The organism is Nonomuraea sp. NPDC051191, assembly GCF_044455665.1.
Classification (GTDB): domain Bacteria; phylum Actinomycetota; class Actinomycetes; order Streptosporangiales; family Streptosporangiaceae; genus Nonomuraea.
Genome location: NZ_JBITEZ010000009.1, coordinates 456,043 through 468,165, shown reverse-complemented (window position 1 = coordinate 468,165; position 12,123 = coordinate 456,043). Strand labels below are relative to the sequence as shown.

The 12,123-nt window shown below is 67.3% G+C and carries 10 protein-coding genes and 2 tRNA genes; 3 read left to right on the top strand and 9 right to left on the bottom strand.

Annotated elements, in window-relative coordinates:
• Positions 1 to 369: 369 nt before the first annotated feature.
• The 6 genes from ACIA8R_RS27670 to ACIA8R_RS27645 form a co-directional block, all read right to left on the bottom strand.
• Entirely contained in the window at positions 370 to 2,934 is a 2,565-nt protein-coding gene (locus ACIA8R_RS27670; RefSeq protein ID WP_397041141.1) for a valine--tRNA ligase, read from the bottom strand.
• A 72-nt stretch (positions 2,935 to 3,006) separates the two neighbouring features.
• The gene (clpX, locus tag ACIA8R_RS27665) at positions 3,007 to 4,290 is read right to left on the bottom strand and encodes an ATP-dependent Clp protease ATP-binding subunit ClpX (RefSeq protein ID WP_185067261.1); all 1,284 of its coding nucleotides are present in this window, start codon (positions 4,288 to 4,290) and stop codon (positions 3,007 to 3,009) included.
• 184 nt (positions 4,291 to 4,474) lie between these two features.
• Positions 4,475 to 5,098, bottom strand: coding sequence for an ATP-dependent Clp protease proteolytic subunit (locus tag ACIA8R_RS27660; protein WP_352323604.1), 624 nt, complete (start codon positions 5,096 to 5,098; stop codon positions 4,475 to 4,477).
• Between the two features lie 11 nt (positions 5,099 to 5,109).
• Positions 5,110 to 5,742, bottom strand: a complete 633-nt coding sequence (locus ACIA8R_RS27655) for an ATP-dependent Clp protease proteolytic subunit (protein ID WP_352323605.1) — start codon at positions 5,740 to 5,742, stop codon at positions 5,110 to 5,112.
• A gap of 518 nt (positions 5,743 to 6,260) precedes the next feature.
• Complete coding sequence (gene tig / locus ACIA8R_RS27650) at positions 6,261 to 7,643, bottom strand: trigger factor (protein WP_364104295.1); 1,383 nt, start codon at positions 7,641 to 7,643, stop codon at positions 6,261 to 6,263.
• Positions 7,644 to 7,809: 166 nt separating this feature from the next.
• Positions 7,810 to 8,676 (bottom strand): helix-turn-helix domain-containing protein, encoded by an 867-nt coding sequence (locus ACIA8R_RS27645; RefSeq protein WP_397041138.1) that lies wholly within the window; start codon positions 8,674 to 8,676, stop codon positions 7,810 to 7,812.
• A gap of 233 nt (positions 8,677 to 8,909) precedes the next feature.
• Between ACIA8R_RS27645 and ACIA8R_RS27640 the strand changes: the two genes are divergently transcribed.
• Positions 8,910 to 9,389 (top strand): ATP-binding protein, encoded by a 480-nt coding sequence (locus tag ACIA8R_RS27640; RefSeq protein ID WP_357705267.1) that lies wholly within the window; start codon positions 8,910 to 8,912, stop codon positions 9,387 to 9,389.
• A gap of 11 nt (positions 9,390 to 9,400) precedes the next feature.
• On the opposite strand, the gene ACIA8R_RS27635 is transcribed toward ACIA8R_RS27640, so the two are convergent.
• Together ACIA8R_RS27635 and ACIA8R_RS27630 are read right to left on the bottom strand one after the other, a co-directional pair.
• Positions 9,401 to 9,901, bottom strand: coding sequence for a DinB family protein (locus ACIA8R_RS27635; RefSeq protein ID WP_397041136.1), 501 nt, complete (start codon positions 9,899 to 9,901; stop codon positions 9,401 to 9,403).
• Positions 9,902 to 9,997: 96 nt separating this feature from the next.
• Positions 9,998 to 10,074 (bottom strand) — tRNA-Pro (locus ACIA8R_RS27630).
• Between the two features lie 89 nt (positions 10,075 to 10,163).
• Here ACIA8R_RS27630 and ACIA8R_RS27625 point away from each other — a divergent pair.
• Both ACIA8R_RS27625 and ACIA8R_RS27620 read left to right on the top strand, forming a co-directional pair.
• Positions 10,164 to 10,237, top strand: a tRNA-Gly gene (locus ACIA8R_RS27625).
• A gap of 614 nt (positions 10,238 to 10,851) precedes the next feature.
• Positions 10,852 to 11,481 (top strand): uridine kinase, encoded by a 630-nt coding sequence (locus ACIA8R_RS27620; protein WP_397041134.1) that lies wholly within the window; start codon positions 10,852 to 10,854, stop codon positions 11,479 to 11,481.
• Here ACIA8R_RS27620 and ACIA8R_RS27615 read toward each other — a convergent pair.
• Positions 11,435 to 12,073 carry an HAD family phosphatase gene (locus ACIA8R_RS27615; RefSeq protein WP_364104308.1) on the bottom strand — a complete coding sequence of 213 codons (639 nt, stop codon included), beginning with the start codon at positions 12,071 to 12,073 and terminating at the stop codon, positions 11,435 to 11,437. The two genes, ACIA8R_RS27620 and ACIA8R_RS27615, sit on opposite strands and share 47 nt — an antisense overlap.
• Positions 12,074 to 12,123 lie beyond the last annotated feature (50 nt).

The window sequence follows — 12,123 nt, the reverse complement described above, 5'->3', positions numbered from 1 at the left end:
TTTCATGCACTGGCTTTTAACACACTGTTGAGTTCTCAAGAAACGGACGCGTACTTCCTCACCAGAACCCGTTCCCGGATCCTCGTTCAGAGGCGCTCCCACTTCATTTCCTTCAGTCTACCAGATTCGGACGATTCTTGTCAAACCGCCCGATCCGGGAGCTTCCGGACCTGCCCCGTTTCGGAGCAACCCTGCTAACTTACTCTAACTTCCGGCCTTTGTCCAACCGCTAGGTCAGACAGCCCGAAAGTCGGGGTTGATCAGAAGGGGTGTGGGGCCGATCGGCCCCGCGTTGAAAACTGTAGCAGCCCTGAGGACGACGAAGGTCCATCTTCGGTAACGAATGGACCTTCCCCGCGTTCGTATGGTCTAAACCCCGAGCCCGGACAGCTGCGCCTCAAGGCGCGCGATGTCCGCGGCGGCCTGCTCGGCACGGGCACTGACCTTGGCCACCACGTCGTCGGGCGCCTTGGACATGAACTGCTCGTTGCCCAGCTTGCCGCTCGCCTGAGCGGCTTCCTTCCTGGCGGCGGCGAGATCCTTCTCCAGACGCTTCCGCTCGGCCACGACGTCGATGGCGCCCGCGGTGTCGATCTCCACGGTCACCGCGCCCACGCTGAACCGCGCCGTGGCGTTGAACGTCTCCGCCGGCTCGGTCAGCCGCAGCAACGCGCGGATCGCCTTCTCCTGGGCCTCCAGCGGCGTGCCGGACAGCCCCAGCCGGGCGGCCACCTTCTGGCCGGGCTTGAGCCCCTGGTCGGAACGGAACCTGCGGACCTCGGTGACGAGCTCCTGGAGGGCGTCGATCTCGGCCTCGGCCGCCGGATCGGCGTAGCGCGGGTCGGCCTGCGGCCAGGGGGCCACGACGATCGACTCGCCACCTGTCACCGCTCGCCACAACTCCTCGGTGACGAACGGCACCAGCGGATGCATCAACCGCAGCAGCGCGTCGAGCACGTGCCCGAGCACGAGCCGGGTGTGTTCGAGCCCCTCCCCGAGCTGGATCTTGGCCAACTCCAGGTACCAGTCGCAGACCTCGTCCCAGGCGAAGTGGTAGAGCAGGTCGGAGGCCTTGGCGAACTCGTACTCGTCGAAGGCCGCATCCGCGGCGTTCACCACGGTCTGCAGGCGGGACAGGATCCAGCGGTCGGCCGCGGTGAGGTCGAGCCCGTCGAGCGAGCCCACCGTCGCGCCGTTCATCAGCGCGAACCTGGTGGCGTTCCAGATCTTGTTGCAGAAGTTGCGCGAGCCGGCCGCCCATTCCTCGCTCACCGCCACGTCGGCGCCGGGGTTGGCGCCGCGCAGCAGCGTGAAGCGGGTGGCGTCGGCGCCGAAACGCTCGACCCAGTCGAGCGGGTCGACCACGTTGCCGAACGACTTCGACATCTTCTTGCCGTATTGGTCGCGGACCATGCCGTGCAGGGCCACGGTCTGGAACGGCGGACGGCCGTCCATGGCGTAGAGGCCGAACATCATCATCCGGGCCACCCAGAAGAACAGGATGTCGTAGCCGGTGACCAGGACGGAGGTCGGATAGAACTTCTCCAGCTCCGGGGTGGAGTCGGGCCAGCCGAGTGTCGAGAACGGCCACAGGCCCGAGGAGAACCAGGTGTCGAGGACGTCGGAGTCCTGGGTGTAGCCGGCCGGCGGCTCCTCGTCGGGGCCGACGCAGACGACCTCGCCGCCCGGGCCGTACCAGACCGGGATGCGGTGGCCCCACCACAGCTGGCGGGAGATGCACCAGTCGTGCATGTCGTCGACCCAGTCGAAGTAGCGCTTGGCCAGCTCCGGCGGGTGGATGCGGGTGCGGCCGTCGCGCACGGCGTCGCCGGCCGCCTTGGCCAGCGGCGAGACGTTGACGAACCACTGCAGCGACAGCCGCGGCTCCACCACGGTCTTGCAGCGCGAGCAGTGGCCGACCGAGTGCAGGTACGGGCGCTTCTCGGCGACGATGCGGCCATCGGCGCGCAGCGCGGCGACCACGGCCGGGCGCGCCTCGAAGCGGTCGAGCCCTTGGAAGGGGCCGTGAGCGGTGATGACGCCGCGCTCGTCCATGACGGTGAGGGACGGCAGCGAGTGGCGTCGGCCGATCTCGAAGTCGTTGGGGTCGTGAGCCGGGGTGACCTTGACCGCACCGGTGCCGAAGGCGGGATCGACGTGCTCGTCGGCGACCACGGGGATCATGCGGCCGGTCAGCGGCACCTCGACCATCGTGCCGACCAGGTGGGCGTAGCGCTCGTCGGAGGGATGGACGGCCACGGCCGTGTCGCCGAGCATGGTCTCGGCGCGGGTGGTGGCCACCACGATCTCGTCGGAGTAGCGGATCGAGACCAGCTCGCCCTCGTCCTCGCTGTGCTCGACCTCGATGTCGGACAATGCGGTCAGGCAGCGCGGGCACCAGTTGATGATGCGCTCGGCGCGGTAGATGAGCCCGTCGTCGAAGAGCTTCTTGAAGATGGTCTGGACGGCCCGCGACAGCCCCGGGTCCATGGTGAAGCGCTCGCGCTCCCAGTCGACGCCGTCGCCGAGCTTGCGCATCTGGCCGAGGATGCGGCCGCCGGACTCCTCCTTCCACTCCCAGACGCGCTCGACGAACGCCTCGCGGCCCAGGTCGTGGCGGGACAGGCCCTGCTTGGCCAGCTCGCGCTCCACGACGTTCTGGGTGGCGATGCCGGCGTGGTCCATGCCGGGCAGCCACAACGTCTCGCGGCCCTGCATGCGGGCGCGGCGGGTCAGCGCGTCCTGGACGGAATGGTCGAGGGCGTGCCCGATGTGCAGGACGCCCGTCACGTTGGGCGGCGGGAGGACGATGCTGTACGGCACTCGCGAGCTGCCCGGGTCGGCGTGGAAGTAGCCTTCGGATACCCAGCGCTCGTAGCTACGGGTCTCGACGTCGGCCGGCGTGTATTGGGTGGGCAGCTCTTGCGTGGTCACAGTGACCAATTCTAGGGAGCCGGGCAAGCGAAACGCCCCCGGGTTGATTCCCGGGGGCGTTTTCGACGACGGTCAGGCCGACTTCTCGCGCGGCGTGCGCTGCTGCTTGGCGGCGAGCTGGTCGCGCGGCACGAGCGTCGGGATCGCGTGTTCGAGCACCGACTCGCGGGTGATGACCACGCGGGCGACGTCCTGGCGGGAGGGCACCTCGTACATGACGGACTGGAGCACTTCCTCCAGGATCGCGCGCAGGCCGCGCGCGCCGGTACCGCGCAGGATGGCCTGGTCGGCGATGGCCTCCAGCGCGCCGTCGGTGAACTCCAGCTCCACGCCGTCGAGCTCCAGCAGCTTGCGGTACTGCTTGACCAGCGCGTTGCGGGGCTCGGTGAGGATCTGGATGAGGGCCTCGCGGTCGAGGTTGTGGACCGAGGTGATGACCGGCAGACGCCCGACGAACTCGGGGATCATGCCGAACTTCAGCAGGTCTTCGGGCATCACGTCGCCGAAGATGTCGGCCGTGTCGACCTCTTCCTTCGAGCGGATGATGGCGTTGAAGCCGATGCCCTTCTTGCCGATGCGCGACTCGATGATCTTTTCGAGGCCGGCGAAGGCTCCACCGCAGATGAACAGCACGTTGGTGGTGTCGATCTGGATGAACTCCTGGTGCGGGTGCTTACGCCCGCCCTGCGGCGGCACCGAGGCCGTCGTGCCTTCGAGGATCTTCAGCAGCGCCTGCTGCACGCCCTCGCCGGAGACGTCACGAGTGATCGACGGGTTCTCGCTCTTACGGGCGATCTTGTCAACCTCGTCGATGTAGATGATGCCCGTCTCGGCCTTCTTGACGTCGTAGTCGGCGGCCTGGATGAGCTTGAGCAGGATGTTCTCGACATCCTCGCCGACGTAGCCCGCCTCGGTGAGGGCGGTGGCGTCGGCGATGGCGAAGGGCACGTTGAGCATCTTCGCCAGAGTCTGTGCGAGGAGAGTCTTTCCCGACCCGGTGGGCCCGAGCAGCAAGATGTTGCTCTTGGCCAGTTCAAGGCCGTCGTCTCTGCCCCGGTCGCCGGACTGCACCCGCTTGTAGTGGTTGTAGACCGCCACCGAGAGCGCCTTCTTCGCCTTGTCCTGTCCGATGACGTAGGCGTCGAGGAACTCGTAGATTTCCCTCGGCTTGGGCAGGTTGTCCCACTTGAGCTCGGAGGACTCGGAGAGCTCCTCCTCGATGATCTCGTTGCAGAGATCGATGCACTCATCGCAGATGTAGACGCCTGGACCGGCAATGAGCTTTTTGACTTGCTTCTGACTCTTTCCGCAGAAAGAGCACTTCAGCAGGTCTCCCCCGTCGCCGATGCGTGCCACCCCAGATACTCCTTTGCGTGGGACCGCCCTGCTCACGCGAGCAGTGTCTCCGGACATCCTCCGGACTAGGCCGAACCGCTCAGGTTTCGACGTTACCGTCTTCTGGGCCCTCAGTGAGCCCCCTAGCGGCGAGTCGCACCGGAACGTGCCCTATTGGGCAGCGCTCCGGTGCGTCACATCTCAACTAGGAAGCGACGGCCTGAGCTCGTTTCTTCCTGGTCGGGATGATGTCGTCGATCAGACCATACGCCTTTGCCTCGTCCGCGTTGAGAATTTTGTCGCGTTCGATGTCCTTGCGGATGTCGGCGGAGGCCTTGCCCGTGTGCTTCGCCACGATGTCCTCAAGGAGGGATCGCATGCGGAGGATCTCGCGGGCCTGGATCTCGATGTCGCTTCCCTGGCCACCGCCCTCGGTGGAGGGCTGGTGGATCAGCACCCGGGCGTTGGGCAGCGCGAAGCGCTTGCCCGGGGTGCCGCCGGCCAGCAGCACGGCCGCGGCGGACGCGGCCTGGCCGAGGCAGACGGTCTGGATCTCCGGCCGGACGAACTGCATCGTGTCGTAGATCGCCGTCATGGCCGTGAACGAGCCGCCGGGCGAGTTGATGTAGATGCTGATGTCACGGTCGGGGTCGAGCGACTCCAGCGTCAGCAGCTGGGCCATCACGTCGTTGGCCGACGCGTCGTCGATCTGCACTCCGAGGAAGATGATGCGGTCCTCGAAGAGCTTGTTGTACGGGTTCATCTCCTTCACGCCGTAGGACGTGCGCTCGACGAAGGAGGGGAGAACGTAACGGCTCTGGATGTTCATGTCAGCTCCCCCTAGGAGACCGGGCCCACGGAGGGCACCTGCCGCGCGCTGCGCACCACGTGATCGATGAAGCCGTAGTCCTTCGCCTCCTCGGCCGTGAACCAGCGGTCACGGTCGGAGTCGGACTCGATCTGGTCCAGCGGCTGCCCGGTGTGGAAGGCGATCCGCTCGGCGAGCGTCTTCTTCACGTAGAGCATCTGCTCCGCCTGGATGGCAATGTCGGCCGCGGTGCCGCCGATGCCGCCGGACGGCTGGTGCATCATGACGCGGGCGTGCGGCAGGCCGTAGCGCTTGCCGCGGGCGCCGGCGGTGAGCAGGAACTGCCCCATGGAGGCGGCCATGCCCATCACCACCGTGGACACGTCGTTAGGCACATATTCCATCATGTCGTAAATCGCCATACCGGCACTCACCGAGCCCCCCGGCGAGTTGATGTACAGCGTGATGTCGCGCTCGGGGTCGTCGGCCGCGAGCAGCAACAGCTCGGCGCAGATCCGGTTGGCGATCTCGTCATTGACCTCCTGACCGAGCACGATGATGCGCTCACGCAGCAGGCGCTGGTAAAGCTGGTCCTCAAGCCGGAAGGACGAGCCGTTCTCACGGCCTCGCGACTCAGGCTGATAGAAGGTCGGCGGGCTGGTCACAGCGTCACCTTCCGATGCGTCGTAAGTGATTGGCTTTGCTTGTGACCTTAACGCGCGACGCCCACAGGTCATGCCCGGTCCCCCGTACTGTTCGCTGACGGCGCAGGTCTGGGTGACCGGTCTTCTGTCAGGCTACGCCGTTCCTCCACGTCCAGCTCATGGTCCGGCTCTATGGGCGTTTCGGCGGGGATGATTCCTGGCTGGTGGGGCTTGTGGAGCTTCTGAGGTTGCGTCCCGGTGAATGCCGTCCGGCGGCGGGGAAGCCGTCGCGCGGGCGGTGGCGGTGAGGGCCTTGACGAGCCCTCAGAGGGCGGCTCCCGCCCCTAGGGCCGGATTCGCTCCTGCGGGATCGTCAGGAGCCCTCTGGGCGCGCTCACGCGTTCCATCGCGCGCGGGAACGCGTGACAGCCATGTCCAGAAGGCTTCTGGCCTGAAAACGCGAAACCCCGAACCGGAGTGGTTCGGGGCGAAATGCGCGAAGCCCCCGAACCGTGGTGGTTCGGGGGCTTCGGGGAAGATCAGGCTTCGGCCTTGTCCTCGGAGTCGGCCTCCTCGGCCTCCTCCTCGACCGGGGCGCCGTTGATCTCGGCGTAGATGGCCTTGAGGTCGACCTCGTTGCCCTCGCTGTCGACGACCTTGGCGGCGTCGCCGAGCACGGACTTGGCCTTGTCGCGGACGATCTCGACCATGGCCAGCGTGAGCTGGTCGTTGTCGGCGAGGTGCTTGGCCAGCTCGTTGGGCTGGACGCCCATCTCCATGGCGCGGCGCACCACGAAGTTGGTCAGCTCCTGCTCGTTGACGCCCAGTTCCTCGGCCTTGACGATCTTGTCGAGCACGAAGCCGACCTTGAGCGCCTTGGCGGAGTTGGTGTCGAACTCGGTGAAGCGCTCCTCCTCCGTCGTCTGGTACAGACGGAAGAAGGCGTCGCGGCTCAGGCCGCTCTCGGCGATCTGGTGGTCGAGGTTGTGCTTGCGGGCGTCGACCTCGGCCTTGAGCGCGCTCTCGGGCAGCGGGATGTCGATCTTCTCGAGCAGCGCGTCGAGGGCCTTCTCGCGGGCCTGGACGACCTGGTCGATGAGCTTGTTGCGGCGGGACTGCTCGCGGATGCTGGCCTTGAGCTCGTCGAGCGTGTCGAACTCGCTGGCGAGCTGGGCGAACTCGTCGTCGAGCTCGGGAAGGACCTTCTCCTTGACCGACTTGACGTTGATGATCACGTCGGCCTCCTCGCCGGCGTTCTCGCCGCCGACGAGCTCGGTCTTGAAGCTCTTCTCGTCGCCCGCGGACATGCCGACGAGGGCGTCGTCGAGGCCCTGCAGCACGGAGCCGGCGCCGACCTCGTAGGAGACCTCGCTGGCCTGCTGCTCCTCGATGTTCTCGCCGTTGATCTCGGCGCGCAGGTCCATCACCACGAAGTCGCCGTTGGCGGCCGCGCGCTCGACGCCGGTCAGCGTCGCGAAGCGCTGGCGCAGCGAGTCGAGCTGGCCGTCGACGTCCTCGTCGGAGACCTCGGCGGAGTCGACGGTGACCTCGGCGCCCTGGTAGTCGGGCACCTCGAAGTTGGGCCGGATGTCGACCTCGGCGGTGAACTCGATCTGCTCACCGTCGTCGATCTTCGTGACCTCGATGTCGGGCTGGCTCACCGGGAACACGTCGACCTCGTCGACGGCCTGGCCGTAGAGCTTGGGCACCGCGTCGTTGAGGGTCTCCTCCAGCACTACCGCCCGGCCGAAGCGCTGCTCGATGATGCGGGCCGGAACCTTGCCAGGCCGGAACCCGGGGACGCGCACCTGCTGCGCGACCTTCTTGTACGCCGCATCCATGCTCGGGCGCAGCTCGTCGAACGGCACCTCGACGGTGAGCTTGACCCGGGTCGGGCTGAGCTCCTCGACAGCGGTCTTCACGGAATGGTCTCCTTGATCAAGCTACGAGTGATCGCGGGCGCGTCCATTCGGTACGGCTCACGCGCCGCGCCCACATGAGCGGCGTTGGGCATGCTCCGCCACGGCGGGATCCAACGCCGATGGCCAGTCTAGGGCAGATGCGTACCGAACAACGACGCCGTCGCCGTCAGAACTCCTCGGCGATCGTCCGCAGGAGATCGATCGTCTCATCTGGGGTGGTGCTCACGGCGCACAGCCGCTCCATGACCTCTGTGTAGCGGTCCACGTCCTCACGCTTGTCCAGGTACAGGGCGCTGGCCAGTTGCTCGACGTAGACCACGTCGGGCAGGTCGCGGTCGGGGAAGCGCAGGACGCTGAAGGCCCCGCCCTCGGCGCTGTGGCCGCCGAAGCTGAACGGCATGATCTGGATGGTGATGCTGGGCTGCCGCATGAGGTCGATGAGGTGTTCGAGCTGGGCGCGCATGACCTCGACGCCGCCGATGGGCCGGCGCAGCGCCGCCTCGTCGATCACGGCCCAGAAGATCGGGCCGTCCGGGCGGTCGAAGATGCGCTGGCGTTCGAGCCTGAGGTCGACCCTCCTGGCGATCTCCTCCGTCGCGATGCCCGCCGCTCCCGCGGTCACGACGGCCCGGGCGTACTCCTTGGTCTGCAGCAGTCCCGGCACGAACTGGACCTCGTAGGTCCTGATCCGGGCGGCGGCCTCCTCAAGGCCGACGTACGCCTGGAACCACGTGGGCAGGACGTCGTTGAACCGGTGCCACCAGCCGGGTTCGTTGGCCGTGGCCACCAGGTCGAGGACGGCGGCGCGCGCCTGCGGATCGACGACCCCGTACAGGGTGAGCAGGTCGGAGACGTCACGTTCCTTGAACCCCACCCGGCCCAGCTCCATGCGGCTGATCTTGGATTCGGACCCCCTGATGAGGTGACCCGCCTCCTCGCGGCTGACGTTCTTCGCCTCCCTGAGCTTTCGCAGCTGGGAGCCCAGGAGGATGCGCAGCGCCGTCGGCCCCGAACCCGGCTGGTTCTGCGTCACTTTGCCTCCTACTCAAGGTCCGCACACACAGTGACACCACATTGCCGGGTATGACAAGGTCTCAACCCCGTGTCCGATTAGGAGAGTTTTGCCCCAAAAGGCACATGCTGCTGCACATTGCAGCTGCACGTGCATTTGGGTCTTGCAGCCGCCGCGTTCGTGACCCATGATGGCTTAGTGCATTGTGGGCCAAACATGCACTAAACCGAGGGCTACGGGGAGGTATCGGCGGCATGGTGGAGGATCCTCTGGCCACTGCCGATTGCCTGCAGATCACCCGTGAGGTGGGGTTCGACCACCTGCTCAAGGGCGGGAAGCCGAACACGACCGCGTGTCCCCTGCCCTTCCAGGCCGACTCGGTGAAGACCGCCAGGGACGTGACCCGCTCCACGCTGCGGGGATGGGGCCTGCACGAGCTGAGCGACGACGCCGCGCTCGTGGTGTCGGAGCTGGTGACGAACGCCGTCAGGTACGCCATGTACGCGGCCGGTCGGCGGGAGATCGAGCTCCTGCTGATGCGCGTGTCGCCGCACGTGCTGCTGGCGGTGGCGGACCCGAGCGACGAGGTGCCGCGCCGCAAGGAGCCGGACTTCATCTCCGAGAACGGGCGCGGACTCTACATCGTCGAGACCTACAGCCAGTGCTGGGGCTGGGACCCGCTCGACCGCGGCGGCAAGGCCGTGTGGGCGTTGTTCCGCGCCGAAGAGGGCTGACCCGCTCGTCCCTACTCGCCGGTGACGCCGTCGATGCGCTCGCGCAGCAGGTCGGCGTGGCCGTTGTGGCGCGCGTACTCCTCGATCATGTGGACGAGGATCCAGCGGTGGGTGCAGTCCTGGCCGTTCCTGTCGCCCGTGGCGTCCAGGGACTTGGTGGCCGAGATGGCACGTGCGCGCTCCATCTCGTCCTGCCACGTGGTGAACGCCTCCTCGACCGAGGCCTCGTCTACGTCGTTGAAGTCCGCGTCGGCGTCGACTTCCTTGTTCCAGAGGCGGGGGATGTCCTCGCCGTCCAGCACGCGGCGGAACCAGACGCGCTCCACGTGCGCCATGTGCCGGACCAGGCCCAGCAGTGACATGGTGGAGGGCCCGGCCGAGCGGAGCCTGAGCTGGTCGTCGGTCAGGCCGTCGCATTTGACGGCCAGAGTGCCGCGATGCCATTCGAGCCAGTTGTTGAGCATGGTCCGTTCGTCGCCGACATAGGGCGGCGGCACGCGATTGTCTGTCACGCCATGACCTTAGTGGGCAGTTCGTCCTGCTTCGACGCTATTTTTGGGGCGCGAAAAGCAAGAGGCCCCCTCCGGATGGGAGGGGGCCTGCTGAGCTGGTCGGGGCGACAGGATTTGAACCTGCGACTTCTTGCTCCCAAAGCAAGCGCGCTGCCAAGCTGCGCCACGCCCCGCCTCGTCGGGTGCGCATGCGGTCCGTGACTCCGGTACGCTTACGCCCTGACGACCGGATGAAGTCTAGACCAGAGTTCGACCGGTTCGCGCGGACGTAGCTCAATGGTAGAGCCCTAGTCTTCCAAACTAGCTACGCGGGTTCGATTCCCGTCGTCCGCTCCAGACACGAAGGCCCAGGTCCGGGAGATGATCCCGAGCCTGGGCCTTACTGTTATCCGATCTTGTCTCTTTGTGGCCGCGCCAGCCTCATGCCGTCCGGCCATCTGCCCTACAGGGGACACCGACACTGATCGCACGCTCTACGAGAGGGCGCGAAGTGCCTCCATGCGGCGACGGCCTCCACCCTCAAGGCCGATGGAACCTCAGGGCTCCTATGATCGGCACGACGACAGGAGGCCCAGTGTTCTTCCATCCGTTCACGCTCTTCGTCATCGCGATTCTGCTCGGCGGAGTCGCCTTGTTCGTCGTGATGAGCATCCTGCTGTGCAGGCTGTTCTGTGGGAACGCCTCCGGCGGGGGCGCTCGGCCCCGGGGTGATCGCGAAGGCGGTCCTGTCTCCGGGTAGTCAGCGGCCTAGGCAGAGCCCATGATCTTCATGGCCGTAGCCGCCTTCCCACTCTCGTCACGCACCAGGACTGCAAGAAGCGGCCGACCACGGGGGCGTCGCGATGATCGACGGTGTGCGTCATGACGGACCCGACGTACGGCGGAGCAGCTCTCGTGCGTGGTTCGGGGGCCTGGGGTTTTCGTGATCTTCGGGGCGTAGGGTGGTGGTGATGCGTGCACGACCGATCTCACGGGAGGCGCTCGTCGAGGAGCTGGCCGAGCGTGTCGCCGCGTGGCCCAGGGACTCATGGGTGCGGGTGGCCGTCGACGGGGCGCCCGTGGCGGGGCCCGGCGCGCTGGCCGACGAGCTGGTCGCGCCCCTGCGGCTGCTGGGGCGGCCCGTGCTGCGGGTGTCGGCCGGCGACTTCCTGAGGCCGGCCTCGCTGCGGCTGGAGCACGGCCGGACCGATCCCGACGTCTTCTACGAGGACTGGCTCGACGTCAAGGGGTTGCTGCGCGAGGTGCTCGAACCGCTGGAACCGGGCGGCTCGGGGCGGGTGCTGCCGGCGTTGTGGGACAGCGGGATCGATCGGGCGTACCGGCTGCCGTACCGGGAGCTGGCGCCGGGCGGGGTGGTGCTCGTGGACGGGACGCTCCTGCTGGGACGGGGGCTGCCGTTCGAGCTGAGCGTGCACGTGTGGCTGTCGGCGGGTGCGCTGGCGCGGCGCACCCCCGAGGACGAACGGTGGCGCCTGCCGGCCTACGAGCGGTACGAGCGCGAGGCGCGCCCGCAGCGGGCCGCCGACGTGGTCGTCAGGGCCGACCATCCGGACCGTCCGGCGGTGCTGACGGACGGCTGAGCCCCAACAGGGCGTCCAGCTCGGCGACGGCCTGGGCGTTGGAGGTGAAGCGCACGGCGTGCAGGCCGGCCGCGCGGGCGCCCTCGACGTACGGCTCGTGGTCGTCGAGGAACACCGTGGCGGCGGGATCGGCGCCGAGGGCGTCGCAGGCCAGCAGGTAGATGCGCGGGTCCGGTTTGCGCACGCCCGCCTCGTGCGAGTAGACGATGTGGTCCACCAGGTCGGCGTAGCCGTACGCGGCCTGCTCGCGTTCCCTGGCTCCGACATAGCTGTTGCTCACCAGGCCCGTACGGAAGCGGGGACGCAGGGCGCCCAGGTACGCCATCAGCCCGGTGTTGGGGCTGCCGAGGTACTCGGTCCAGACGTCGGCCATGAACGCCTCGGCGTCCGCGCCGAGCAGCTTCGCCACCTCGGCGTGGGCCTGCTCCTCCGTCACCTCTCCCACGGCCCCGGCCAGCCAGGTCGGCTCCAGGTGCGCGTCGAGGTGACCGGCGGGCAGACCGAGCCGCTCCTCCCATGTGGCCGTCACCCCCAGGGACGGCGTGAGCTCCAGGACGCCGCCGATGTCGAAGATGACCGCTTCGATTTTCATTCGCTCCTCCTGTGAACTGTTTCAACCAAGGTAAAGAAGGAACGTGTCCG

Coding starts and splice junctions, on each gene's coding strand:
- ACIA8R_RS27660 (WP_352323604.1), bottom strand. CDS start 5,098: ATGAACATCCAGAGCCGTTACGTTCTCCCCTCCTTCGTCGAGCGCACG.
- ACIA8R_RS27640 (WP_357705267.1), top strand. CDS start 8,910: ATGGTGGAGGATCCTCTGGCCACTGCCGATTGCCTGCAGATCACCCGT.
- ACIA8R_RS27620 (WP_397041134.1), top strand. CDS start 10,852: ATGCGTGCACGACCGATCTCACGGGAGGCGCTCGTCGAGGAGCTGGCC.
- ACIA8R_RS27615 (WP_364104308.1), bottom strand. CDS start 12,073: ATGAAAATCGAAGCGGTCATCTTCGACATCGGCGGCGTCCTGGAGCTC.